This is a genomic window from Aureimonas mangrovi (genome assembly GCF_014058705.1).
GTDB lineage: Bacteria > Pseudomonadota > Alphaproteobacteria > Rhizobiales > Rhizobiaceae > Aureimonas > Aureimonas mangrovi.
The window spans coordinates 3395916-3420327 of the sequence record NZ_CP059692.1; the positions used below are offsets into that span (position 1 = coordinate 3395916).

Sequence of the window (24412 nt, forward strand, 5' to 3'; positions counted from 1 at the left end):
CAGTTCCTGGTGCGTCGCGGCACGCAATCCATTTGACAGCGCCTCCTCTCGGTGAGAATTTGCCCTCGCATTGAACAATTGCCCATGACTGAGCTGGGAGGCCATCCGAAAATGTTTCAACGCGCACTCATGGCGGGTGCGGCGTCTCTTCTCGCGATGGCCGGTGTGGCCGGCGCGCAGACGACGCTGACGATCGCCACCGTCAACAACTCCGACATGATCCGCATGCAGGGGCTGACGCAGGACTTCACCGAACAGCACCCGGACATCGCCCTGAACTGGGTGACGCTCGAGGAGAACGTTCTGCGCCAGCGCGTCACGACCGACATCGCCACCAATGGCGGCCAGTTCGACGTGATGACGATCGGCAACTACGAAGCGCCGATCTGGGCCGGAAACGAGTGGCTGGCGCCGCTCGACAATCTCGGCGACGACTACGACGTCGACGATCTCCTGCCGCCGATCCGCGAGGCGCTCTCCGCCGATGGCACGCTCTATGCTGCACCCTTCTACGCCGAGAGCGCGATGACCATCTATCGCACCGACCTCTTCGAGGCGGCCGGCATCGAGATGCCGGAGAACCCGACGTGGGACTTCATCGCCGAATCGGCCCGCACGATCCATGAGGCGAACCCCGACGTCTACGGCATCTGCCTGCGCGGTCTCGCCGGCTGGGGCGAGAACATGGCCTTCCTCGGCGCCATGGCACGCTCCTACGGCGCCAACTACTTCGACGGCTCCTGGCAGCCGCAGTTCGAGAGCGAAGGCTGGCGCAACGCGGTCGGCCTGTATGTCGAGCTGATGCGCGAAGTCGGCCCTCCGGGCGCTTCCTCGAACGGCTTCAACCAGAACCTGACGCTGTTCAATCAGGGCCGCTGCGCGATGTGGATGGACGCCACGATCGCAGCCTCCTTCGTCTCCAACCCGGATGAGAGCCAGGTGGCCGACAGCGTCGGCTTCGCCCAGTTCCCCTGCGGCATCGAGAACTGCCCGAACAACGGTGCCAACTGGCTCTGGGCATGGTCGCTCGCGATCCCCGCGTCCTCGCAGAACGCCGAGGCCGCGCAGACCTTCATCTCGTGGGCGACGTCCAAGGCCTATCTCGAACTCGTGGCCGAGAACGAAGGCTGGGCGAACGTGCCGGCCGGCACGCGCACCTCGCTCTACGAGAACGAGACCTACATGACCGAGGCGCCCTTCGCGCAGGCGACGCTCACCGCCATCGAGAACGCCAACCCCTCGATCACGGACGACAAGCCCTATGTCGGGCTGCAGTTCGCCGCGATCCCGGAGTTCCAGGGCCTCGGCACCACGGTCGGCCAGCAGATGGCGGCCGCGCTCACCGGCTCGATGAGCGTCGACCAGGTGCTCGCCGCCGCCCAGCAGGGCGCGGTGCGCGAGATGACGCGCGGCGGCTACCTACAGTAGTCCCCGCCCCCGCGCGATCGAAAGGGCGCCCTCGAGGCGCCCTTTCTCCCCTCAGCACCTTCGCCCGTCAGGGCGTGTCCGCGACGGAGCCACCAGCATGGCGACAACCCATACGAAATCGGCTGCCCGCCTGATGATGGCGCCTTCCGTCATCGCGCTGCTCTTGTGGATGATCGTCCCGCTATCGCTGACGCTCTACTTCTCGACACTGAACTACAATCTCTTCAATCCCGGAGAGACGCCGTTCATCGGCATCATGAACTACCGGTTCTTCCTGTCCGATCCGGCCTTCTTCACCGCCCTCCAGAACACGCTTGTCCTCGTCCTCGGCGTGCTCGTCATCACCGTGGGCGGCGGCATCCTTCTCGCGCTGATGCTCGATCAGGTGTTCTACGGCGTGACGATCGTGCGCCTTCTCGTCATCGCGCCCTTCTTCGTGATGCCGACGGTGGCCGCCCTCGTCTGGTCGAACCTGATGATGAACCCGGTCTACGGTGTCATCGGGCAGTTCCTGAACTTCGTCGGCATCGGCGCGATCGACTGGTTTTCCAGCGCCCCGCTGCTTGCGGTCATCATCATCGTCGCGTGGCAGTGGCTGCCCTTCTCCACGCTGATCCTCCTGACGAGCCTGCAGTCGCTCTCGGAGGACCAGAAGGAGGCAGCCGAGATGGACGGTGCCGGCGCCTTCTCGATCTTCCGCTACATCACACTGCCGCACATGGCGCGCGCCATTACGGTGGTGATCCTGATCCAGACGATCTTCCTGCTTTCCATCTTCGCCGAGATCTACGTGACGACCTCCGGCGGGCCGGGTCTCCAGACGACGAACATCCCCTTCCTCGTCTACTCCCAGGCGCTCCTCCAGTTCGACGTGGGCGGCGCATCGGCCGGCGGCATCGTCGCGGTGATCCTCGCTAACATCGTCGCCTTCTTCCTCATCCGCCTCATCGGCAAGAACCTCGACGCCTGAGGAGCAGACACGATGGCACGCGCAGTCTCCACCCGTCGCAAGATCGGCTTCACCATCCTCGGGTGGTTCGTCGGCCTCCTGATCTTCTTCCCCGTCCTGTGGACGGTGCTCACCTCCTTCAAGACCGAGCTTCAGGCGATCTCGATCCCGCCACGCTTCGTGTTCTTCGACTGGACGCTGGAGAACTACGTCGCGATCCAGGAGCGCTCCGACTACTTCCGCTTCGCGATGAACTCGGTATGGCTCGCCTTCGGCTCGACGCTGATCGGCCTCATCTTCGCCGTGCCCGCGGCCTGGGCGATGGCCTTCTCGCCGACGCCGCGCACCAAGGACGTCCTCCTCTGGATGCTGTCGACGAAGATGCTGCCGGCCGTCGGCGTCCTCGTGCCGATCTACCTGATGTTCCGCGATTTCGGCCTTCTCGACACGCGGATCGGGCTGATCCTCGTCCTGTTTCTGATCAACCTGCCAATCATGGTGTGGATGCTCTACACCTATTTCCGCGAGATTCCGGGTGAGATCCTGGAGGCCGCGCGCATGGACGGCGCGTCGCTAATGAAGGAGCTGACGCAGGTGCTCGCACCGATGGCCGTGCCCGGCATCGCGTCCACGGTTCTCCTGTCCGTGATCCTGTCCTGGAACGAGGCGTTCTGGACCCTGAACCTCACGACCACGAACGCGGCGCCGCTCTCGGCCTTCATCGCGTCCTTCTCCTCGCCGCAGGGCAATTTCTACGCCAAGCTGTCGGCCGCCTCGACGATGGCGATCGCCCCGATCCTCATCCTCGGCTGGTTCTCGCAGAAGCAGCTCGTGCGCGGTCTCACCTTCGGCGCCGTCAAGTAAGGAGCGCACAAATGAGCGCCATCACCCTCACCAACGTCTCCAAGAAGTTCGGCGACGTCGTCATCATCCCCGGCCTTGATCTCGAGATCCGCGACGGCGAGTTCGTGGTCTTCGTCGGCCCGTCGGGCTGCGGCAAGTCCACGCTCCTGCGTCTCATCGCGGGCCTCGAGGACACATCCGGCGGCAAGATCGACATTGACGGCAAGGACGTGACCAACGTCTCTCCGGCCGCGCGCGAGCTGGCGATGGTGTTCCAGTCCTACGCGCTCTACCCGCATATGAGCGTGCGGGCCAATATCGGCTTCCCGCTGAAGATGGCCGGCGAGAAGAAGGCCGACATCGCCCGCAAGGTGGAGGCAGCTGCCGCCACCCTCAACCTCACCGACTATCTCGACCGGCGCCCGCGCGAGCTCTCCGGCGGCCAGCGCCAGCGCGTCGCGATCGGCCGCGCCATCGTGCGCGCGCCCAAGGGCTTCCTCTTCGACGAGCCGCTGTCGAACCTCGATGCGGCGCTGCGCGTCAACATGCGCCTGGAGCTCTCCGAGCTGCACCAGCAGCTCAAGACGACGATGATCTACGTCACGCACGATCAGGTCGAGGCGATGACCATGGCCGACAAGATCGTCGTGCTCAATAAGGGCCGCGTCGAACAGGTCGGCACGCCGCTGGAGCTCTACAAGAACCCGGCCAACGTCTTCGTCGCCGGCTTCATCGGCTCGCCCAAGATGAACCTCCTCAAGGGCTCCTATGCCTCCGGCCTCGGCGCGCCGACCGTTGGCGTGCGGCCCGAGCACCTGACGCTCTCGAGCGACAGCGGCACCATCAAGGGCACGGCCGGCGTCTCCGAGCATCTGGGCTCGGACACCTTCGTCCATGTGAAGCTCGATGACGGCGAGCAGGTGACCGCGCGTTCGGGCGGCGAATTCCGCGTTTCGCACGGCGACACGGTGTGGCTGACCCCGCAGGAAGGCCGCATCCACCGCTTCGACGACAAGGGCCTCGCGATCCGATGAACCGCCTCGAAGGCAAGCGCGCACTGATCACGGGCGCAGCGCGCGGCATCGGCAAGGCTTTTGCCAAGGCCTATCTCGCCGAAGGCGCCAGCGTCGTCCTTCTCGATCTCGACGGAGAGGCGGCCGATCGCACCGCGCGCGAACTCGGCCCCGGGGCCTGCGCGCGCCGGCTCGACGTTTCGAACGTGGCGGAGGTCGACCGTGTGGTGGCGGAGCTTGCCGCAGAGGCACCGATCGACATCCTGATCAACAACGCCGCGCTCTTCGACATGGCGCCGGTGAACGAGGTCGAGGAAGGCTCGTACGACAAGCTCTTCGCGGTCAACGTGAAGGGTCCGCTCTTCATGATGCGCGCCGTCTCTCGCGCCATGATCGAGGCCGGACGCGGCGGGCGGATCATCAATATGGCGAGTCAGGCCGGGCGGCGCGGCGAAGCGCTCGTCACCGTCTACTGCGCCACCAAGGCCGCGATGATCTCGATGACCCAGTCGGCCGGGCTCGCGCTCGTCAAGCACGGCATCAACGTCAACGCCATCGCGCCCGGCGTCGTCGACGGCGACCATTGGGACCATGTCGACGCGCTCTTCGCGAAGTACGAGAACCGCCCGATCGGCGAGAAGAAGCGGCTCGTCGGCGAGGCCGTGCCCTTCGGGCGCATGGGCACCGCCGAGGACCTGACCGGCATGGCCGTGTTCCTCGCCAGCGACGACAGCCGCTACGTCGTCGCGCAGACCTACAATGTCGATGGCGGCAACTGGATGAGCTGACGGGCGAAAGCCCGCGCCGTCTTCGCTCGCGACGCCTCACGTGAAACACCGCAACACCATGTCCCAGGAGAGCGCCCGATGAGCGTCACCCTATCCGCCGCGACCCTTTCCGACATGCCCGAGACGGTGGCCGTTCCCGCCTACGACCGCGCGGGCCTGAAGCCCGGCATCCTGCATTTCGGCATCGGCAACTTCCACCGTGCGCATCAGGCCGTCTATCTCGACGACCTTTTCGCCACGGGCCGCGACCATGACTTCGCAATCGTCGGCGCCGGCATCCTGCCGGGCGAGTCGGCCGCGCGCGAAAAGCTCGCCGCGCAGGACTTCCTGACCACCGTCGTCGAGCAGGACAATGCGCGCACCAGCGCCCGCGTCACGGGCTCCATGGCCGAATACCTGCCGATCGCCGACGCGCCGGCGATCATCGCGCGCCTCGCCGACCCGGAGATCCGCATCGTCTCGATGACGATCACCGAGGGCGGCTACTTCATCGATTCGGCCGGACGCTTCGATCCGACACATCCCGCCATCGCGGCGGACGGGCGGAACCCGGACGCGCCGAAGACCGTCTTCGGCCTCATTGCCGCCGGTCTCAAGGCACGCCGCGAGAAGGGCACCGCGCCCTTCACCGTAATGTGCTGCGACAACATTCCCCACAACGGCGCGGTGACGCTGGCCGCCGTCGCTGGCACGGCCGAACTCTCCGACCCCGAACTCGCCGCCTTCATCCGCTCGGACGTGGCGTTCCCGAACTCTATGGTCGACCGCATCACGCCGGCGACGAGCCGGCGCGAGATCGAGGCGCTTCGCACCGAATTCGGCGTCGAGGACCGCTGGCCGGTCTTCTGCGAGGAGTTCAAGCAGTGGGTGCTGGAGGACAAGTTCCCCGCCGGGCGCCCGGCGCTGGAGACCGTCGGCGTGACCTTCGTCGACGACGTCGCGCCGTATGAGCTGATGAAGATCCGCATCCTGAACGGCGGTCACGCGGCGATCGCCTATCCGGCGATCCTGCTCGACATCCACTTCGTCCACGAGGCGATGGAGCATCCGTTGATCCGCGCCTTCCTCGAGAAGCTGACGAAGGACGAGATCATCCCCGTCGTGCCGCCGGTGCCGGACACCTCGCTCGAGGAATACCGCAAGCTGATCGAGCATCGCTTCGCCAACCCGAAGATCGGAGACACGGTGGCGCGCCTTGCGCTCGACGGCTCCAACCGCCAGCCGAAGTTCATCGTGCCGACCATCCGCGACCGGCTCGCGAAGGGCGACGGCGTCGAGGGGTTGGCGCTCGTCTCGGCGTTGTGGTGCCGCGCGCTCGGCGGCACGTCGGAGACGGGCAAGGAAATGCCGCTCGTCGACCCGAACATGGAAACGATCCGTCCCGCCGCCGTCGCCGCGCAAAAGGACCCGGCCGCCTTCCTCGCCCTTGAGGACGTCTACGGCGAACTGGCGGGCGATCCGGTCTTCTCGGCCGCCTTCGCCAACGCCCTCGCCTCGCTGCGCGAGAAGGGCGTCGAAGCCACGCTTCGCGCCTATATCGGCTGAGCGTCGCGGCGCTTCCGCCTTCCAACCGATCTCAGTCGACGCATCGGGCTTCGGGCAAATCGGCTTCGATTTTCCGGCTGATGCTGTAAGGTCCCGCGCCGGGAGGCGGGGAGCAAGCATGCCGGATCTGTTCATTGGCGTCGACGTCGGCACAGGCAGCGCGCGCGCCGGCGTGTTCGGCGCGAACGGGGCCCTTCTGGGCACGGCGCGGCACGACATCCGCCTCTGGCGAGAGGATGGCGGTATCGCCGAACAGTCCTCCCGCGACATCTGGACGGCCGTCGGGGCCAGCGTGCGCCAGGCGATGAAGGCCGCCGGCGCAGCGGCCGAGGATGTGAAAGGGATCGGCTTCGACGCCACGTGCTCGCTCGTCGTCGTCGGACCGGAGGGCACGGGCCTGGCGGTCGGCAGCTCGGACGATCCCGAACGCGACATCATCGTCTGGATGGATCATCGCGCGGTCGAGCAGACGCGGCGGATCAATGCGGGCGGCCATGCGGTGCTGCGCTTCGTGGGCGGGGCGCTCTCGCCCGAAATGCAGACGCCCAAGCTCCTGTGGCTGAAGGAGAAGCGGCGCGATGTCTTCGATACGGCCGAACACTTCTTCGACCTCGCCGACTATCTCTCCTTCCGCGCGACGGGCAGCGAGGCGCGATCCGTCTGCACGCTGACCTGCAAATGGACCTATCTCGCCCATGAGGGGCGTTGGGACGCCGATTACTTCCGCGCGATCGGGCTGGAAGAGCTTGCCGACGAAGGCTTCCGGCGCATCGGCACGCAGGTCGCCGCCATCGGCGCGCCGCTCGGCGCGGGGCTGACACCGGAGGCCGCGAGCGCTTTCGGCCTTCGGCCCGGCACGCCGGTCGGCGCCTCCGCGATCGACGCCCATGCGGGCGGTATCGGCACGCTCGGCGCTGGCGCGGAAGGCTCCGCGCCGGACCCTGCCGCGCAAATGGCGCTCATCATGGGCACGTCGTCCTGCGCGATGGCTGTGACGCGCGAGCCCGCCTTCGTCGACGGCGTCTGGGGCCCATATCGCGACGCCCTCCTGCCCGGCTACTGGCTCTTGGAGGGCGGTCAATCGGCCTATGGCGCCGCGCTTGACCATCTCGTGTCGATGCACCCGGCTTCTCCGGCCGCGCGCGATGCGGCGCAAGCGCAAGGCATCGCGCTTCTCGACCATCTGGAGCGCCGCGCCTGCGAGACCGCGGGTTCGCCGGAAGAGGCAGCACGCCTCGCCGCGACCCTGCACGTGGTGCCTGAGTTCCTCGGCAACCGCTCGCCGGAGGCCGATCCGGCCGCGCGCGGCGCGATCAGCGGCCTCGGGCTCGACACAGGCGAGGCGAGCCTCGTGGCGCTGTTCGTGGCTGGTCTCTGCGGCCTGTCCTACGGCACCGCCCGGATCGTCGAGGCGATGCGTGCCGAAGGCGCCGGGCTTGGCACGATCATCGTCTCCGGCGGTGCGGCGCGCTCCAGGCTCACCCGCCGCATCCTCGCGGACGCGACCGGGCTCGACGTCGCCCTGCCGCAGACGAGCGAGCCCGTGCTTCTGGGCAGCGCCATGATCGGCGCCGTCGCCGCCGGCCGCTTCCCGGGCCTTTCGGCCGCGGCCGCCGCGATGGGCGGGATCGGCGAAGCCATCGCACCCAATCCGGCGCTTGCGCCCTTCCACGCCGCCAAGCGGCGCGCCCACGATATCCTGCGGAAGGCCGAGCGCGCGGTGCGCGCGGCCCAGCCCGAACCGTTGCGACAAGCATAGGAGAGACGACGATGATCCTGGTCTGCGGCGAGGCGTTGATCGACGTGTTCTCGACTGGCTCCAGCGGCGGCGCCCTGTCGATGGAAGGCCATGTCGGCGGCTCGCCCTTCAACGTAGCGGTGGGCGCCGCGCGCCTTGGGCGCGAGGTCGCCTTTCTCGGCGCCTTGTCGGACGACTTCTTCGGCCGACACCTGCGCCAGGCGCTGGCGAGCGAGGGCGTCCGCCTCGACCACGTCAAGCACTCCCGGCACCCCTCGCCGCTCTCCTTCGTCTCGGTCGCCGCCGACGGGCTCGTCGCCTATTCCTTCCGCAACGAGGGCGCGGCCGACCACGACATCCTCGACGCCGATCTCCCTACCGACCTCGACGGAGTTGTGACGTGCATCACCCTCGGCTCCTACACGCTCGGCCTCGAGCCCTCGGGCGAAAGCGTGCTGCGCCTTGCCGAAAACGCCAGGGCAAGCCGCGTCGTCTCCTTCGACCCGAATCTGCGGCCCGACCTCATCGCCGACGAGGATGTCTGGCGCGGCCGCTTCGAGCGCGCGATCGCCGCCTCCACCATCGTGAAGATCTCCAGCGAGGACATTGGTCACGCCTTCGAGCCGGGCGCGGACGTCGATGCGCTGGCGAGGGAATGGCTGGCGAAGGGCCCCGCCCTCGTCCTCGTCACGGACGGTCCGCAGCCGGTCCGCGCCTACGGGGCCTTCGGGCGGATCGAGGTGCAGGGCCCACAGGTGGAGGTGATCGACACGGTTGGCGCGGGAGACAGCTTCCATGCCGCTCTCCTTTCACACCTCGAGGCCGAGGGGCTGATGAGCAGGGAGGCGCTCGTGGTGCTCGACGCGGCCAGCGCGCGCCGCGCGGTGGAGTATGCCGCAAGGGCCGCCGCCATCACCTGCTCGCGCCGCGGCGCCGACCTGCCGCGCAGCGCCGACCTCGCCTGATTTTCGCCCCCCGCGATTGAACGCCCGGCGCCGCCGTGCTGAAACGCGAGGCATGACCGATCGGGACATCGCCGGATACTGCACGCTCTGCCGCTCGCGCTGCGGCACGATCAACACCGTTCGCGGCGGCAAGCTCGTCGCCGTGCGCAACGATCCCGACCACCCGACCGGCAAGGCGACCTGCCCAAAGGGGCGCGCCGCCCCCGAGATCGTCCACTCGCCGGAGCGTCTGCTTTATCCCATGCGCCGCACCCACCCGAAGGGCGCGGCCGATCCCGGCTGGCAGCGCATCTCCTGGGATGAGGCGCTGGGCGAGATCGCCGGGAGGCTCACGCGCTATGCGCAGGAGACCGGGCCGGAAAGCGTCGCCTTCGAGGTGACGACGCCGAGCGGCACGCCGATCTCCGACAGCATCGACTGGATCGAGCGCTTCATCCGCCTCTACGGCAGCCCGAACACGATCTACGGCACCGAGATCTGCAACTGGCACAAGGATGTCGCGCACGCCTTCACCTTCGGCTGCGGCATGCCGCCGGCCGACTACGCCAAGGCGAAGCTGAACGTCCTGTGGGGCCATAACCCGTCCAACACGTGGCTCGCGCAGGCCGGACGGGTGGCGGATGGCTCTGCGGGGACCGCCAGGCTCCTCGTCGTCGATCCGCGCGAGACGGCCCATGCGCGGCAGGCCGACGTCTGGCTGCGCTTGCGCCCCGGCAGCGACGCCGCGCTCGCGCTCGGCCTCGCGCGCTTCATGATCCGCGAAGGGACCTTCGACGCGGCCTTCGTGCGGCGCTGGACGAACGGCGCGCTTCTCGTCGATGTGGCCAACGGACGGCTCGTCGAAGCCGGAGCGGTCGTGGAAGGCGCGCGCGGCCATCTCGTCTTCGACGAGGCGCGGGGCGCGGCTGTTCCTCGCGATCCGGCCGTCCCTTGCGAGACTGCGGCACTCGACGGACGGTTCGAACTCGGGGCGCTCGACGGGAGGGTCATCAAGGCTCGCCCGGCCTTCGCGCTCCTCGCAGAAGCCTGCGAGCCCTACGACGCGGCGCTCGTCGAGCGCGAAACGAGCGTCGCGCCTGCCGATCTCTCGCGCGCGGCTGCGCTTCTTGCGGAAGCGGGACCGCATGTCGCCTATCATTCCTGGACGGGCGTCGGGCAGAACCTCAACGCGACGCAGACCGAACGCGCTATCGCCGTCCTCTACGCGTTGACCGGCGCCTTCGACGCGGCCGGCGGCAACCGCCTCTACGGGCCGCTCCCGCAGAACAGGATCTCGACCTTCGATCTTCTTTCCGAAGGCCAGCGGAAGAAGGCGCTTGGCATAGACGAGCGGCCGCTCGGCCCGCCCTCGACAGGCTGGGTGCTGGCGCGGGACGTCTACCGCGCGGCTCTCGACGGCGCCCCCTACCGCGTGCGCGCGCTTCTCGGCTTCGGCGGCAATCTCCTTGTCTCGCATCCAGGTGGCGAGCGGGGCGCCGAGGCGCTGAAGGCGCTGGACTTCCACGTCCATTGCGACCTCTTCCACACGCCCACCAACGCCCATGCCGACATCCTCCTTCCGGTGACGAGCCCGTGGGAGCACGAGGGCCTGCGCCTCGGTTTCGAGATCGACGAGCGAGCGGCGGGCCATGTGCAGCTTCGCCCCGCCATGGTGGCGCGGCGCGGCGAGGCGAGGCCCGACTACGAGATCGTCATGGCGCTGGCGACCCGCATGGGATTGTCCGAGCCCTTCTTCGGCGGCAGCGTCGAGGCCGGCTGGAACCACGCTCTGGCGCCGATGGGCCTGACCGTCGAGGCGCTTCGCGCGGCGCCGAGCGGCGTGACCCTTCCCGTCGATGCCGCACCCCGCCGCCACGAGCGCAGCGCCGCGGCAGGGAAGGCGCCGTTCGCGACGCCGAGCGGCCTTGTGGAACTCTACAGCGAGCGACTGCTGGCGCATGGCTATCCGCCGCTCCCCGTCCACATGCCGGCCGGTGAAAAGCGCACCGGCAGCCCGCTGACGCTGGTGACGGCCAAGATCGGCGTCTACTGCCACTCCCAGCATCGCAACCTGCCGAGCCTTCGCCGCCGCGCGCCCGAGCCGACCGTGACGATCCACCCCGCTCTGGCCAAGGCGCGCGGTCTCGTCGAGGGCGATCTGTGTGCCATCACGACCGAGCGCGGTTCGGTGCATATGCGCCTCAAGCTCTCGGACGGGCTCGCCGAGGATGTCGTCGCCGCCGATTACGGCTGGTGGCAGGGCGCGCAGGATCTCGGCCTGCCGGGCTTTCCGGCGCTCGGGCGCGGCTCGGCCAACATCAACATCCTCGTCGACGACAGCGCGGTCGACCCCTTGAGCGGTTCGCTGCCGCTGCGCTCCATGCCGTGCGACATCGCACGCGCGGCCACCGACGATCCCGCGCCCTGGAAGGACTGGCGGCGCTTCACAGTGGCGAAGGTCGTGCCGGAGGCGACGGACGCCCGATCGATCGAGTTCGTCCCGGCGGATGGCGAGCCCCTGCCCTCCTTCCTGCCGGGCCAGCATGTCGTCCTTCGCCATCCGGGCGACGACGAGACGACGCGCGCCTATTCGCTCTCCGGCCCGAGCCTGCCCGGCCGGCAGCGCTCCTACCGGATCACCGTCAAGCGCCAGTCCGGCCGGGACGAGAGCGGCGCGGCATGGTGCGGCCTCGTCTCGGACCACATGAACCGCGCCGTGAAGCCGGGCGACACGATCTGGCTGACGGCCCCGGCGGGACGCTTCCTGATCCCGCGCGAGCACACGAGGCCGATCGTGCTCGTCGCCGCGGGCATCGGCATCACGCCCTTCATCGGCTATCTGGAGACGCTCGCGGTCGGCGATCCGGCGGCGATGCCCGAGGTGATCCTCCTCTACGGCAACCGCGACCGCGCCGCCCATGCCTTCCGGCAGCGGATCGGCGAACTCGCCGACGCGCTGCCGCGCCTGAGCGTCATCGACCGCTACACGCGGCCGGGGCCGCAGGATGCAAATGTGCCGGTCGGCCGCCTCGACGCCGATGCGATCGACGAGGACTGGGTCGCGCGCGGCGCGCGCTTCTACATGTGCGGACCCGCCGCGATGATGAGCGGCGTTCGCTCCGGCCTCGAAGCGCGCGGCGTGCTGCCCTTCGAGATTCATTCGGAGACCTTCGCCTCGCCAGTGCGGCCGAAGCTCGACCCGGACGCACGCCACCGCGTGGAATTCCGTCGGTCCGGGCTCACGGCTGAGTGGACGCCGGCCTGCGGCTCCGTCCTCGACCTCGCGGCCAAGGCCGGTGTCACGATGGCGAGCGGCTGCCGCGTCGGCCAGTGCGAGAGCTGCCTCGTCCGCCTCGTCGAGGGTAAGGCCGCGCAGCCGGATGGCCTGCCCGAGAGGGAGGAAGGCTACTTCCTCGGCTGCCAGATGGTTCCGACGAGCGATATCGCCATCGACGCTTGAGCGCGCCGCCGCGCAACATTCATCGGTACAAATGGCGCTTTACGGCGCACAAAGTTGGGGACAGCGCCGCTTATCTGCCTTTACGGCATTTGTAGGCCGACGATCCTGCCGCATCAGTGAAATCCACAACGCACGGTGAGGAGGAGCGCGCGATGCTCAGCCGGACAACGAACTTCTTCGTCCACGTCTTCGATCGGTATCTGCCCGATCCGCTCGTGATCGTCGTTTTCATCACGCTCTTCGTCTTCGGCGCGGGCATTCTGGGCGAAGGCCAGACGCCGACGGACATGCTCGTCTATTGGCAGGAAGGCTTCTGGAGCCTTTTGTCTTTCGCCATGCAGATGTCGCTCATCCTCGTGCTCGGCTTCACCGTGGCATCGACGCCGCTGTTCGGCCGTTTCATCAACTGGGTCTCCGGCTTCGCGCGCACGCCCGGAACCGCGATCCTGATCGTGAGCGTCGTCTCGTTGAGCGCCAGTTGGCTGAACTGGGGCGTCGGGCTCGTGATCGGCGCTGTGCTCGGCAAGGAACTGGCGCGGCGGGTGCCGGGCGTCGATTATCGCCTGCTCGTCGCCAGCGCTTATTCCGGCTTCCTCGTCTGGCACGGAGGGCTGTCGGGTTCGGTTCCGCTTCTCATCGCGAATCCGGGGCACTTCCTGGAAGGTACGATCGGCCTCATCCCGACCGATCAGACGATCTTCTCGGCCCTGAACCTCGGCATCGTCGCGGCGCTGATGGTCGCGGTGCCGCTGACGAACTGGCTGATGATGCGCGGCATCAAGGATCCGGTCGTCGTCGGATCGCGTCTCGACGCCGAGGAAACGAAAGTCACGCAGGAGACGGAGACACGTCCGGCCGAACGCCTGGAGAACTCGCGCGTCTTCGCCTGGATCATCGCCGCCATGGGCCTTCTGGCGGTCGCGGTCTACTGGTGGCGTGGCACGGGCGGGCTCAATCTCGACCTCGTCAACTTCATCCTGATCTTCCTCGGCATCGGCCTTCACGGCACGCTCCGTCGCTTCCTTGAGACGTTCACCGAAGGGGCGAAGGGTGCGGCCGGAATCCTCATCCAGTTCCCGTTCTATGCGGGCATCATGGGGATGCTCGGCGGCTCGGGCCTGACGGCCAGCATCTCGAACTTCTTCGTGGACATCGCCACGGCCGAGACGCTGCCGGTCCTCACCTTCCTCGCTGCAGGCCTCGTCAACACCTTCGTCCCGTCCGGCGGTGGTCAGTGGGCCGTGCAGGGTCCGGTGATGATGGAGGCTGCGATCGCGCTTCAGGCCGATGTCGCGCGGGTCGCCATGGCCGTAGCGTGGGGCGATGCCTGGACGAACATGATCCAGCCCTTCTGGGCGCTGCCGGCGCTCGCCATCGCCGGCCTGAAGGCCCGAGACATCATGGGCTTCTGCGTGATGGTGCTTTTCGTGTCGGGCATCGTCATCGGGCTCGGCTTCTGGCTTTTCTGAGCCACAAGACACCGCTCGCCTCCTCTGAGGCGGGCGGGACTACTCGTAGAACAGGCAGATCCGCCGGCCATTCACGTCCTGGACCGCGATGTCCATGTCGTAGATGTCCTTCAGCGCCTCGGCATTGACGATCTCGTCTGGCGTGCCTTGCCGGCAGACGCGCCCGTCGCGCATCGCGACGATGTGGTCGGAATGCCAGGACGCGAAGTTGATGTCGTGGAGGACGACCACGACCGTCTTGCCGAAGTCCCGGCAGGCGCCACGCCACAGCCGCATCATCGCGGCGGCGTGCTTCATGTCGAGATTGTTGAGCGGCTCGTCGAGAAGCACGTAATCCGTGTCCTGGCACAGCACCATCGCAACGAAGGCCCGCTGGCGCTGCCCGCCGGAGAGTTCGTCGAGGAACCGTCCCGAGAGCTCTGTCAGCCCCAGATAGTCGAGCGCGCGCGCCACATGCGCCATGTCCTCCTGCGTCGGGCGCCCGCGCGAATGCGGATAGCGCCCGAAGGTCACGAGGTCGCGCACGGTGAGGCGCGCCGTCATGTGGTTCTCCTGGCGCAGAATGGCGAGGCGGCGCGCCAGCACCTCGCTCGGCGTCGTCACGACGTCGAGCCCGTCCACCGTCACATGGCCGGCGTCGAGACCCGTCAGCCGCGCGATCATCGACAGGAGCGTCGACTTGCCGGCCCCGTTCGGGCCGATGATCGAGGTGATGCCGCGCGGCGGGATGGTCAGCGTCACATCGTCGACGACGAGCGTGCCGCCATAGCGCTTGCCGACGCCGGAAGTGACGATCATCGGGCGGCTCCGCGCATGATGAGGATGATGAAGACGAGACCGCCCAGAAACTCGACGATGATCGAGAGCGCGGTGTCGAAGGAGAAGACGCGCTCCAGGACCGTCTGGCCGCCGACAAGCGCGACGATGGCCAAGAGCACGGCGGCCGGCAGGACATGGCGGTGCAGGCTGTCGCCCAGAAGAGCGCGCGCGAGGCTGGCGACGAGCAGGCCGAAGAAGGTGATCGGGCCGACGAGGGCGGTGGAGACGGCGACGAGCACGGCCACCATGGTCAGGATCGTCATCACCGTGCGCCGATAGTCCACGCCCAGGCTGACCGCCTGCGCCCGGCCAAGCGTCAAGACATCGAAGGTGTGGGAGACGCCCCACAGGACGAGGCTCGCCATCGCCACCAGCGCGAAGGACACGCCCAGAAGCGTCGTGTCGACGTTCTGGAAGCTCGCGAACAGCGCGTCCTGGAGCACCTGAAAGGCGTTCGGATCGAGGATACGCTGCATGAAGGTGGAGATCGACCGGAAGAAGATGCCGAAGACGATGCCCACGAGCACGAGGAGATGCAGGCTGCGCTCCTCGCCGAGGAACAGCCACCGGAAGAGAATCCAGGCGAACCCAGCCATCACCACCACTTCGGCGAGGAACCGTAGATGCGGATCGGCCAGGACCAGCATCTGCGTTCCGAGGAAGAAGACGACCGAGGTCTGGACGAGGACGTAGAGCGCGTCGAACCCCATGATCGATGGCGTGAGGATGCGATTGTTGGTGACCGTCTGGAACAGCACCGTGGAGACCGCGATCGCGTAGGCGACGAGGACGAGCGCGAGAAGCCGCTTGCCCCGGAAGGACAGGACGAAGCTCCACGAGCCCCGCGCGCCCAGCGTCAGGAAGGCAGCGACCGACACAAGCGCCAGAAGCGCGAGGATCGCGATCACGATCGCCGCGCGGCCGGACCGCAGGCGTCCCGGGACGGCGAGGGCGGCGGCGGACCTCTCAGCCACGCGAGCCTCGTGCGCGTAGGAGGAGATAAAGGAAGATCGCCGAACCGACGACGCCCACCGTCACGCCGATCGGGATCTCGTAGGGATAGCGCACGATGCGCCCGACGATGTCGCAGAGGAGAACGAAGAGAGCGCCGAGCGCCGCGACCCAAGGCACGGTGATGCGCATGTTGTCGCCCACCATCAGGCTGACGACGTTGGGCACGATCAGGCCAAGGAACGGGATCGAGCCGACGGAGACGAGGGTGACGGAGGAGATGACCGCGACGAGCGCGAGGCCGAACGTCATCACCGCCTTGTAGTTCAGGCCAAGGCTGGTCGTGACGTCGCGGCCGAGCCCGGCGACGGTGAAGCGGTCGGCCGCGACATAGGCGAGGATCGTAGCGGCCAGACCGAACCAAAGGAGCTCGTAGCGCCCGCGCAGGACGCCGGAGAAATCGCCGATCGTCCAGGCGAGGACGGAGGGCAGGAGATCGAAGCGGTAAGCGAAGAACGTCGTCACCGCACCGATGACGCCACCCAGCATGATGCCGACGAGCGGCACCAGCATGACGTCCCGCAGCGGCACGAAGCGCAGTATGCGCAGGAACAGCGCGGTGCCGGCGAAGGCGAAAACGGCCGCGACGAGCATCTTGGCCATCAGAGGCCAGCCCGGCGCGAAGATCGTCACGACGAGGAAGCCGAGAGAGGCGGATTCGGTGGTGCCCGCCGTCGATGGCTCGACAAAACGGTTGCGCACGATGATCTGCATGACGAGGCCGGCGATGGCGAGCGCAGATCCGGCCAGAAGGATCGCGGCCGTGCGCGGGATGCGGCTGACGAGGAGGACGCGCATCGCACGGTCGTGCGCGCCCGCACCGAAAAGCGTCGACAGCGAGACGTCGCTGATACCGACGAAGAGGCTTGCGACGGCGAGCATCATCGTCAGCGCGACGACAACGCCCATCAGCGGCCAGCCTGCCCGAACCTGCCCGCCCGGCGCCCTGGTCTCTATCCCGATCAAAGGCGTGCAGCGATCAGGAGGCGTCTTCGTAGCCCGCGATCACCTGATCGAGCAGCACCATCAGCCCGCTGTATCCGTGCATCGTCACATAGGCCGCGGCCGGGTCGAGATAGATGATCCGGTCGTTCTGCCAGAAGCCCGTCTCATGGATCAGATCGTTGTCGAGAAGCGCGCGCGCGGCCCCTTCGCCGCCGACGCCCGCATCGCGATCGACGACGAAGAGCCAGTCGGGGTTCGTCTCGAGCAGATACTCGAAGGAAATCGCGTCGCCGCCGTGGTCGCTGTCGTCCACATCGTCGAAGACCGACGGCACGCCGAGCGCGTCGTAGATCCAGGCAACACGCGAGCCGGGCCCGTACACACCGAGCCTGCCTGCATTGGTGACGATCACGAGCCCCGTGCCCTTGCCCTCAGCCGCCGCCCGCGCTTCCTCGACCTTGGCATCGAGCGCGGCCACGAGTTCGCCGGCCCGCTCCTCGCGATCGAAGATTGCGCCGAGGCGGGTGATGTTGGCTTCGACGCCCGCGATCAGATCGTGGTTGTCGACCGTGAGGTCGATCGTCGGGGCGATGCCGGAGAGCATCGGATAGGACGTGCGTGAACGCGAAGCGACGATGACGAGATCGGGATCGGCGGCCGCGATGCCCTCGATGTCGGGCTCTTGGAGCGAGCCGATCGCCTGCGCATCGGCCGGCACGCGGCCGGCCAGATAGGGCGGCGTGGCAGAGGCGGGCACGCCTTCGATAACCTCGATGCCGAGGGCATCGAGGTTATCGAAGGCGGCCCAGTCCGTGACCATCACGCTCTGCGGAACCGCATCGAGCGTCGTGGTGCCCTGCGCATGCTCGATCTCAATCGGCTGCGCCGAGGCTGAGGGGGCGAGAAGGAGGACGGTGGCGAGGGCCACGAGGCCGCCGGCGGTCTTGAACATGGTGCGGTTCCGGGTTCGACGAGACGGCTCCTTGAACAATAGCTGACGACGCGAGTCCAGTTCTCTTGTAGCTCGGCTCGCTGCCCCGGAGCGGCCGCGCGCAAACGTGATCGCGTTGAATCCGCGCCCGGGGCCACCAATACACTCAGTTTAGAATCAATACAGTTAGACTGTAGAACGCTTCTAATCTGAATACAAACTTGCTCTTTACATGAGTCGTCGCTATCCGAATATTTCTTGTTGCTGGCTTGGATTGGGGATCGATCATGCCGCGGGGAAGTCTACACGTCATCGGTCATCACTCGAGCGTCCGCGCCTTGGCGGGCGCATCCGCACTTGCGCTGGCCTGCACGGGCGCGCTGGGCCAGCAGCGCACACCGCAGGGAACGGTGATACTCGACGAGGTCGTCGGCGCGACGCGCACTTACACGCTCTCGGCCTCGTTCGACTTCTGAGCTCCCGCATGCTCCAGCCGCTGGACCAGAGCAAGAGCCGACGGCGTGCTCTTGACTTCCCCGCCACGGCCAGCCCCTTTTCGGGGCCACCGCTCCCTTTCAGACATGCTGCATCCATGACGCCCTGCCTCGATATTTCCGCCGTTCGATGTTCCTTCGGGGACTTCACAGCGATCGCAGACATTTCACTCCGGCTGGCCGAGGGCGAGATCGCAGCCCTCGTGGGCCACTCCGGCTGCGGCAAGTCCACGCTCCTTCGTATCATCGCGGGGGTCGAGACCCCGAACGCGGGCTCGATCCGTCTCGACGGCCGGATGATCGTCGGAGATGGCATCTTCGTGGAGCCCGAGCGCCGCAATGTCGGTTTCATGTTTCAGGACTACGCGCTGTTTCCGCATCTGACGGCGCGCCAGAACATCGCCTTCGGTTTGAGGGGGCTGGGACGCAGGGCGGCCGCCGAGCGCGTCGAGGCGATCGTCGAACGGATCGGCATCGGCAGGCTCGCCGAGCGCCATCCGCACGAACTCTCCGGCGGGGAGCAGCAGCGCGTCGCGCTGGCCCGCGCGCTGGCGCCCCAGCCCCGCGTCCTGCTGATGGACGAGCCCTTCTCCAATCTCGACCGCGGACTGCGAGACACCGTGCGGCGCGAGACGATGGCGCTTCTGCGCGCGCTCGGGACCACCGCGATCATCGTCACGCACGACCCCGAAGAGGCGCTGGCGCTGGCGGACAAGGTGGCCCTGATGAAGGCCGGCCGGATCGTGGAGGCCGGCACCCGCGACGAGATCTACGGGGCGCCGCGCACGGCCTACGCCGCCGCGTTCTTCTCGCAGGTCAACCGCGTGCCGGCCACCAGATCGGGCGGGTGGCTCGAAAGCCCGCTCGGCCGCTTCCCGGCGACCGGCGGTGAAGACGGCCCCGTCCAGCTTCTCATCCGCCCCTCGGCGATCGCGCTCGGCGAGACCGGCGTTCCCGCGCGCGTCGTCGATCGCGTTCTGTTGGGCGAGATCGAGGAGACGCTCCTGGCCGTGGACGGGATCGAGGCGCCGATCGTCGCCCGGTCCAGCGTGCGAACCGCGCTGGGCAAAGGGCAGACGACACGCATCGCGGTCGCGCCTCGGGACGTCATGGCCTTTTCGGCAGGCGAGGCGGATGGGCTGTCCGGCTGACGTGCCCAAAGTCCTAATGCAATGACGTACTTGGAATAACTCTAAAGTAATTGTAAACTTGACGGAGTTTTGTTTCCGTGGACTAAGGGTCTCGTTCGGCGCGAATGCTTAGACTCGCGCATTCTTTCTGGAGAGGGACCCTCCCGATGCACAAAATGATGACGTCCGCCGCCTCCGTCGCTTTCGTCCTTCTTGGCGCAACTCTTCCTGCCATGGCGCAGGAAGTGAACATCTACACGACCCGTGAGCCGGGACTGATCCAGCCGATCCTCGACGCCTTTACCGAGGAAACCGGCGTGACCGTGAACACCGTCTTCCTTCAGGACGGCCTCATCGAGCGTGTTCAGGCCGAAGGCGAGAGTTCGCCGGCCGATCTTCTGATGACCGTCGACTTCGGTGCGCTGATGGACCTCGTCGATGCGGGCCTCACGCAACCGGTTGAGTCCGACGTGCTCGAAAGCACTGTGCCGGAAGCGCTTCGAGACCCCGAGGGCAACTGGTTCGCGCTGTCGGGCCGCGCGCGCGTCGTCTACGTCGCCAAGGATGTCGACCTCGACAGCATCACCTACGAGGATCTGGCGGACGAGGAATGGCGAGGCCGGCTGTGCATCCGCTCGGGCCAGCACCCCTACAACACGGCGCTGTTCGCGACTTACATGGCGCATCACGGCGAAGAAGAGACGAAGACCTGGCTCGAGGGTCTGAAGGCCAACCAGGCCCGCGTCGCCGCCGGCGGCGACCGTGACGGCGCACGCGACATTGCGGCCGGCGTCTGCGACATTGCCGTCGCCAACTCCTACTACGCCGGCCTGATGGCCTCCGGGCGCTCGGGCGACGAGCAGAAGGCCTGGTCCGACGAGATCCGTGTCGTGCTGCCGACCTTCGAGGACGGTGGAACGCAGGTGAACATCACCGGCGCCGGCGTCGCGGCCCACTCGCCGAACCGCGAGCAGGCCGTGCAGCTTCTCGAGTATCTCGTCTCCGACGAGGCGCAGGCGATGTACGCCGAGGCCAATTTCGAGCACCCGGTCAACGCCAATGCCGAGCTCGCGCCGCTCGTCGCAGCCTGGGGCGAGATGACCCCGGACACGACGCCGCTCGCCGAAATTCTGCCCTACCGCACCCGTGCGAGCGAGATCGTGGACGAGATCGGCTTCGACACTTTCGGCAACTGATCGGTCTTTTCGCGGCGGGGCGCCAGCCTCGCCGCGCCGCTATCGGCGATGCACATGCAGACAACCATGCCGGCCCCCACGCGCGTAAGTGCGCGCGCACGCCCGGCGATGACACCCTGGGCCGCGACGGCATTTGCCGCCGCGGCTCTCGTGCTGTTGCCTGTGGCGACCATCGCCTGGGCCGCGCTCGCCGATACCGGCACGCTCTGGACGCATGTCGTCGCCAACATCCTGCCGCAGGCCGCCTGGAACACGGGCTTACTGCTTCTGGGCACGGGCGTCATCGCCACCTGCGTCGGCACCGGCGCGGCGTGGCTCGTCACCGCCTATGATTTTCGTGGCCGAGGCGTTCTGGAATGGGCGCTGCTCCTGCCGCTCGCCGTGCCGACCTACATCATGGCCTACGCCTATCTCGACGTCCTCAGCCCGCTCGGCGCGGTGCAGGGCTCGGTCCGCTGGGTGCTCGGCTATACGAGCCCGCGCCAGTTTCGCCTGCCCGACATCCGAGCCATGTGGGGCGCCGTGCTGGTCTTCGGCTTCGTCCTCTACCCGTATGTCTACCTGACCACGCGCGCGATGTTCCTGACGCAGGCCGCCAACCTCGTCGAGGTCTCGCGCACGCTCGGCGTCAGTCGCTCCGGGCTGTTCTGGCGCGTCGCCCTTCCCCTCGCCCGCCCCGCCATCGCCGTCGGCGTCGCTCTCGTTCTGATGGAGACGCTGAACGACGTCGGCGCCGCGCAATTCCTCGGCATCCGCACGCTGACGGCGTCGATCTACACGACGTGGATCGTGCGCACCGACCTGCCGGGCGCCGCGCAGATCGCCATCGCCATGCTGGCTTTCGTGATCGCGCTCATCGTTCTCGAACGCTGGGCCCGCCGCCGCCAGCGCTTCGCCACCAGTGCCCAGCGCGCCCGGCCGATGGTGCCGCTGAAACTGCGCGGCGCAAAGGCCGTCTGCGCCTTCGGCCTCGGCGCGCTGCCGATCGCCATCGGCTTTGCCGGCCCCGCCACCTATCTCGTCGTCTCGGCCGTGCGCAGGATCGAGTTCGCCGGCTTCTCCCCGGCCCTGTGGCGCGCGACGGTGAACACCGTCACCGTGTCGGCGCTTGCGACGGCGGTGATCCTGATCTTCGGCCTCGCCATCGCCTATGCCGCGCGGCTGCGGCCCGGACGCGCCACGAACACGGCTGCGCGCATCGCCACCCTCGGCTACGCCGTGCCGGGCACGGTCCTTGCCATCGGCATCCTGATCCCGGTCGCTGCCTTCGACCGCACGCTCGACGCCTTCGCGCGCGAATGGCTGGGCGTCTCGACGGGACTTCTGATCCTCGGCTCCGGGACGGCGCTGATCTACGCCTACACGGCACGCTTCCTCGCCATCGCCTCCGGTGGCATTGAGGCGGGCATGAGCCGCGTTCCGACGTCCTTCGACCAGGCCGCGCGCACGCTCGGCCGCAGTGCGACGGGAACGCTCGTCTCCGTGCATCTGCCTCTGACGCGCCCGGCGTTGACGGCGGCCGGCCTCCTCGTCTTTGTCGACTGCATGAAGGAGCTGCCGGCGACGCTTCTCCTGCGGCCGTTGAATTTCGAGAGCCTGTCGACGCTGCTCTACGGCGAAGCCGCGCGCGGAACCTACGAGGACGCGGCTCTCGCCGCTCTCATCATTGTGGCGATCGGGATCCTTCCGGTCGTCCTTCTCGCACGCACGGGCCGCGCACGCTGATGCGGAGAGGCGGGCCGAGCCCCGTTCCCGCTCGTGGACAGGCAGGCGTGATCGAGACGGGGCGGAAGTCTCGACGCGACCCGTAGCACGGCGCTTTAAGCTTCCTCCTCGATGGAGGCTCGACGCAGACATCCCGTCGCGCAGGGCGACTTGGAGGAGAACCAGCGAGCGAAGCTCAGCCAAGCCCGCGATGCCGGAGGCCCGAGGACAGTTACGGCATTTCAGTGGGAAATGGTGCCCAGGGACGGAGTCGAACCGCCGACACTGCGATTTTCAGTCGCATGCTCTACCAACTGAGCTACCTGGGCCGACCAAGCACCGGAGCCGATTTTGAGGTCGGCCGGCGGCGAGGTGTGCGCCTTATAGGCAACGCGATTTGGGCTGTCCAGCCCTTTGCGCGGAGCCGGTCATAATGGTGGCCGGCGCAACTTGCACACGGCCCGGCGCTATGCGATAGAGCCGCCGTCGTCGCTGCGGTAGCTCAGTGGTAGAGCACTCCATTGGTAATGGAGAGGTCGAGAGTTCAATCCTCTCTCGCAGCACCATTCTTCCGAAAATTCAGGCCTCTTTCGCCATTCAGCGTGCTTCGCGCGTTAGAACTGGAAGTAGATGAAGCTCACTGGGTTCTGCCCGCCGATCGCCAGCACGCAGTAGACGAAGGCGAGCGCCCAGCCGAGCGCGACGACGCTCCATGGGATGAGGAATCGCTCCACATAGACCTGCGAGGTCGGCCCGGCGAGCGCGACGATGGCGCCGGCCAGAAGCGTCCACAACACCGTCTGCGATGTCGCCTCCACAATCGGCGCGCCCGGACCGCCCGCCCCCGCGAGCCCGGCATACAGCGACGCCGCCGTGCCGAAATCGGGCGCGCGAAAGAGCACCCAGCCGGCCATCACGAACAGCATCGTCACCGGCCATGCGAGGACGACGGGCAATCGCGCCCCGGCGCCCTGCCAGGCCCGGTTGGCGACGAGCCCTGCGCCGTGCAGAGCGCCCCACAGGACGAAGGTCCAGCCCGCGCCGTGCCAAAGGCCGCAGATCGTCATCGACACCATCGTCGCAGTGACGAAGGTGCCCATGCCGTGCCGCGAACCGCCGAGCGGGATGTAGAGATAGTCGCGGATGTAGCGCGAGAGCGTCATGTGCCAGCGGCGCCAGAAGTCGCGCAGCGAGGCGGCGCGGTAGGGCGCGTCGAAGTTCACCGGCAGGGCGAGGCCCATCATCAGGGCGAGGCCGATCGCCATGTCGGAATAGGCCGAGAAGTCGAAGTAGAGCTGCAGCGTGAAAGCGAGGGTGCCGGCCCAGGCGTCGATCAGCGAGGGGGCGGCGCCGGAGGCCTGCGCGAAGACGGGGTCGGCGAGCGTCGCCAGCGGATCGGCGATCAGCACTTTCTTGGCGAGGCCGATCGTCAGGAGCACGAACCCCTTGCCGAAGCGCTCGGCGAGGCCGGGGCGCACGGGGTCGAGTTCGAACTGCCAGACGATCTCGTTGTGGCGCACGATCGGCCCGGCGATGAGGCGCGGGAAGAAGAGTATGAACAGCGAGAAGCGGCTGAGCCGGTAGCGCACCTCGTGGCCGCGCAGGAGATCGGCGAGATACGAGACCATTTCGAAGGTGAAGAACGAGATACCGATCGGCAGGAGCCAGCCGGCGCGCGGCAGATCGAGGCCGCTGATCGCCTCCACCGTGCCGACAAGGAAGTCGACGTATTTGAACGCCGCGAGCACCGCGAGATTGGCAGCGATGCCGATCCAGAGGATGGCGCGCAGGCGGGTGCGGAAGAAGAGCGCCGCACACAGCCAGGTTCCGAGCATCTGGCCGAGGAGCAGCGGCACGAAGCGCGCGTCCCAAAAGCCGTAGAAGACGAGCGAACCTGTGACGAGCACCGCGACGCGCAGGCCCGTATGCCGAGCGGCGGCGTAGTAGCAGGCGAGGAAGACCGGCAGGAAAAGGAGCAGGAAGCCCTGCGTCTGGAACAGCATCC

Annotated in this window: 19 protein-coding genes and 2 tRNA genes; 15 read left to right on the forward strand and 6 right to left on the reverse strand. The window is 67.5% G+C overall.

Annotated elements, in window-relative coordinates; translation table 11 throughout:
* The first annotated feature begins 111 nt into the window (after positions 1-111).
* The 10 genes from H1343_RS16400 (at position 112) to H1343_RS16445 (ending at position 14177) form a co-directional block, all read left to right on the forward strand.
* On the forward strand, positions 112-1428 hold the full coding sequence (locus tag H1343_RS16400; protein WP_185983889.1) for an ABC transporter substrate-binding protein: 1317 nt from the start codon (positions 112-114) through the stop codon (positions 1426-1428).
* Between the two features lie 97 nt (positions 1429-1525).
* Complete coding sequence (locus H1343_RS16405) at positions 1526-2398, forward strand: carbohydrate ABC transporter permease (RefSeq protein WP_185983890.1); 873 nt, start codon at positions 1526-1528, stop codon at positions 2396-2398.
* 12 nt (positions 2399-2410) lie between these two features.
* Positions 2411-3241: a carbohydrate ABC transporter permease gene (locus H1343_RS16410; protein WP_185983891.1), complete on the forward strand. Its 831-nt coding sequence runs from the start codon at positions 2411-2413 to the stop codon at positions 3239-3241.
* An 11-nt stretch (positions 3242-3252) separates the two neighbouring features.
* On the forward strand, positions 3253-4254 hold the full coding sequence (locus H1343_RS16415) for an ABC transporter ATP-binding protein (RefSeq protein ID WP_185983892.1): 1002 nt from the start codon (positions 3253-3255) through the stop codon (positions 4252-4254).
* Positions 4251-5021: an L-iditol 2-dehydrogenase gene (locus H1343_RS16420; protein WP_185983893.1), complete on the forward strand. Its 771-nt coding sequence runs from the start codon at positions 4251-4253 to the stop codon at positions 5019-5021. Before H1343_RS16415 ends, H1343_RS16420 begins: the two co-directional genes overlap by 4 nt.
* Before the next feature lie 78 nt (positions 5022-5099).
* The gene (locus H1343_RS16425) at positions 5100-6566 is read left to right on the forward strand and encodes a mannitol dehydrogenase family protein (RefSeq protein WP_185983894.1); all 1467 of its coding nucleotides are present in this window, start codon (positions 5100-5102) and stop codon (positions 6564-6566) included.
* Positions 6567-6684: 118 nt separating this feature from the next.
* Positions 6685-8325, forward strand: coding sequence for an FGGY-family carbohydrate kinase (locus H1343_RS16430; RefSeq protein WP_185983895.1), 1641 nt, complete (start codon positions 6685-6687; stop codon positions 8323-8325).
* An 11-nt stretch (positions 8326-8336) separates the two neighbouring features.
* Complete coding sequence (locus H1343_RS16435) at positions 8337-9269, forward strand: carbohydrate kinase family protein (RefSeq protein WP_185983896.1); 933 nt, start codon at positions 8337-8339, stop codon at positions 9267-9269.
* Between the two features lie 52 nt (positions 9270-9321).
* The gene (locus H1343_RS16440) at positions 9322-12708 is read left to right on the forward strand and encodes a molybdopterin-dependent oxidoreductase (RefSeq protein ID WP_185983897.1); all 3387 of its coding nucleotides are present in this window, start codon (positions 9322-9324) and stop codon (positions 12706-12708) included.
* Positions 12709-12860: 152 nt separating this feature from the next.
* Complete coding sequence (locus H1343_RS16445) at positions 12861-14177, forward strand: short-chain fatty acid transporter (RefSeq protein ID WP_185983898.1); 1317 nt, start codon at positions 12861-12863, stop codon at positions 14175-14177.
* Between the two features lie 39 nt (positions 14178-14216).
* Here H1343_RS16445 and H1343_RS16450 read toward each other — a convergent pair whose 3' ends face one another.
* The 4 genes from H1343_RS16450 to H1343_RS16465 form a co-directional block, all read right to left on the reverse strand.
* Positions 14217-14975, reverse strand: coding sequence for an iron ABC transporter ATP-binding protein (locus H1343_RS16450; RefSeq protein ID WP_185983899.1), 759 nt, complete (start codon positions 14973-14975; stop codon positions 14217-14219).
* Positions 14972-15928, reverse strand: a complete 957-nt coding sequence (locus H1343_RS16455) for an iron chelate uptake ABC transporter family permease subunit (protein WP_246333639.1) — start codon at positions 15926-15928, stop codon at positions 14972-14974. The genes H1343_RS16450 and H1343_RS16455 overlap by 4 nt, the downstream gene beginning before the upstream one ends.
* A gap of 34 nt (positions 15929-15962) precedes the next feature.
* Positions 15963-16916 carry an ABC transporter permease gene (locus H1343_RS16460; RefSeq protein WP_185983900.1) on the reverse strand — a complete coding sequence of 318 codons (954 nt, stop codon included), beginning with the start codon at positions 16914-16916 and terminating at the stop codon, positions 15963-15965.
* Between the two features lie 70 nt (positions 16917-16986).
* Entirely contained in the window at positions 16987-17904 is a 918-nt protein-coding gene (locus H1343_RS16465; RefSeq protein WP_185983901.1) for a siderophore ABC transporter substrate-binding protein, read from the reverse strand.
* Positions 17905-18221: 317 nt separating this feature from the next.
* Here H1343_RS16465 and H1343_RS16470 point away from each other — a divergent pair, with 317 nt between their 5' ends.
* From H1343_RS16470 to H1343_RS16485, 4 genes are all read left to right on the forward strand, one after another.
* On the forward strand, positions 18222-18359 hold the full coding sequence (locus tag H1343_RS16470) for a hypothetical protein (RefSeq protein WP_185983902.1): 138 nt from the start codon (positions 18222-18224) through the stop codon (positions 18357-18359).
* 116 nt (positions 18360-18475) lie between these two features.
* Positions 18476-19528, forward strand: coding sequence for an ABC transporter ATP-binding protein (locus tag H1343_RS16475; protein WP_185983903.1), 1053 nt, complete (start codon positions 18476-18478; stop codon positions 19526-19528).
* Between the two features lie 158 nt (positions 19529-19686).
* Complete coding sequence (locus H1343_RS16480; protein WP_425484665.1) at positions 19687-20703, forward strand: Fe(3+) ABC transporter substrate-binding protein; 1017 nt, start codon at positions 19687-19689, stop codon at positions 20701-20703.
* Positions 20704-20751: 48 nt separating this feature from the next.
* Positions 20752-22428, forward strand: a complete 1677-nt coding sequence (locus tag H1343_RS16485) for an ABC transporter permease (RefSeq protein WP_425484605.1) — start codon at positions 20752-20754, stop codon at positions 22426-22428.
* Between the two features lie 232 nt (positions 22429-22660).
* Here the strand turns inward: H1343_RS16485 and H1343_RS16490 are convergent.
* Positions 22661-22736: transfer RNA gene (locus H1343_RS16490), tRNA-Phe, on the reverse strand.
* Between the two features lie 162 nt (positions 22737-22898).
* Between H1343_RS16490 and H1343_RS16495 the strand changes: the two genes are divergently transcribed.
* Positions 22899-22973: transfer RNA gene (locus tag H1343_RS16495), tRNA-Thr, on the forward strand.
* A gap of 48 nt (positions 22974-23021) precedes the next feature.
* On the opposite strand, the gene H1343_RS16500 is transcribed toward H1343_RS16495, so the two are convergent.
* Complete coding sequence (locus H1343_RS16500; protein WP_185983906.1) at positions 23022-24410, reverse strand: MBOAT family O-acyltransferase; 1389 nt, start codon at positions 24408-24410, stop codon at positions 23022-23024.
* Positions 24411-24412 lie beyond the last annotated feature (2 nt).

Coding starts and splice junctions, on each gene's coding strand:
- H1343_RS16400 (WP_185983889.1), top strand. CDS start 112: ATGTTTCAACGCGCACTCATGGCGGGTGCGGCGTCTCTTCTCGCGATG.
- H1343_RS16430 (WP_185983895.1), top strand. CDS start 6,685: ATGCCGGATCTGTTCATTGGCGTCGACGTCGGCACAGGCAGCGCGCGC.
- H1343_RS16405 (WP_185983890.1), top strand. CDS start 1,526: ATGGCGACAACCCATACGAAATCGGCTGCCCGCCTGATGATGGCGCCT.
- H1343_RS16410 (WP_185983891.1), top strand. CDS start 2,411: ATGGCACGCGCAGTCTCCACCCGTCGCAAGATCGGCTTCACCATCCTC.
- H1343_RS16435 (WP_185983896.1), top strand. CDS start 8,337: ATGATCCTGGTCTGCGGCGAGGCGTTGATCGACGTGTTCTCGACTGGC.
- H1343_RS16485 (WP_425484605.1), top strand. CDS start 20,752: ATGCACATGCAGACAACCATGCCGGCCCCCACGCGCGTAAGTGCGCGC.
- H1343_RS16445 (WP_185983898.1), top strand. CDS start 12,861: ATGCTCAGCCGGACAACGAACTTCTTCGTCCACGTCTTCGATCGGTAT.
- H1343_RS16475 (WP_185983903.1), top strand. CDS start 18,476: ATGACGCCCTGCCTCGATATTTCCGCCGTTCGATGTTCCTTCGGGGAC.
- H1343_RS16420 (WP_185983893.1), top strand. CDS start 4,251: ATGAACCGCCTCGAAGGCAAGCGCGCACTGATCACGGGCGCAGCGCGC.
- H1343_RS16460 (WP_185983900.1), bottom strand. CDS start 16,916: ATGGGCGTTGTCGTCGCGCTGACGATGATGCTCGCCGTCGCAAGCCTC.
- H1343_RS16440 (WP_185983897.1), top strand. CDS start 9,322: ATGACCGATCGGGACATCGCCGGATACTGCACGCTCTGCCGCTCGCGC.
- H1343_RS16450 (WP_185983899.1), bottom strand. CDS start 14,975: ATGATCGTCACTTCCGGCGTCGGCAAGCGCTATGGCGGCACGCTCGTC.
- H1343_RS16465 (WP_185983901.1), bottom strand. CDS start 17,904: ATGTTCAAGACCGCCGGCGGCCTCGTGGCCCTCGCCACCGTCCTCCTT.
- H1343_RS16480 (WP_425484665.1), top strand. CDS start 19,687: ATGACGTCCGCCGCCTCCGTCGCTTTCGTCCTTCTTGGCGCAACTCTT.
- H1343_RS16500 (WP_185983906.1), bottom strand. CDS start 24,410: ATGCTGTTCCAGACGCAGGGCTTCCTGCTCCTTTTCCTGCCGGTCTTC.
- H1343_RS16415 (WP_185983892.1), top strand. CDS start 3,253: ATGAGCGCCATCACCCTCACCAACGTCTCCAAGAAGTTCGGCGACGTC.
- H1343_RS16425 (WP_185983894.1), top strand. CDS start 5,100: ATGAGCGTCACCCTATCCGCCGCGACCCTTTCCGACATGCCCGAGACG.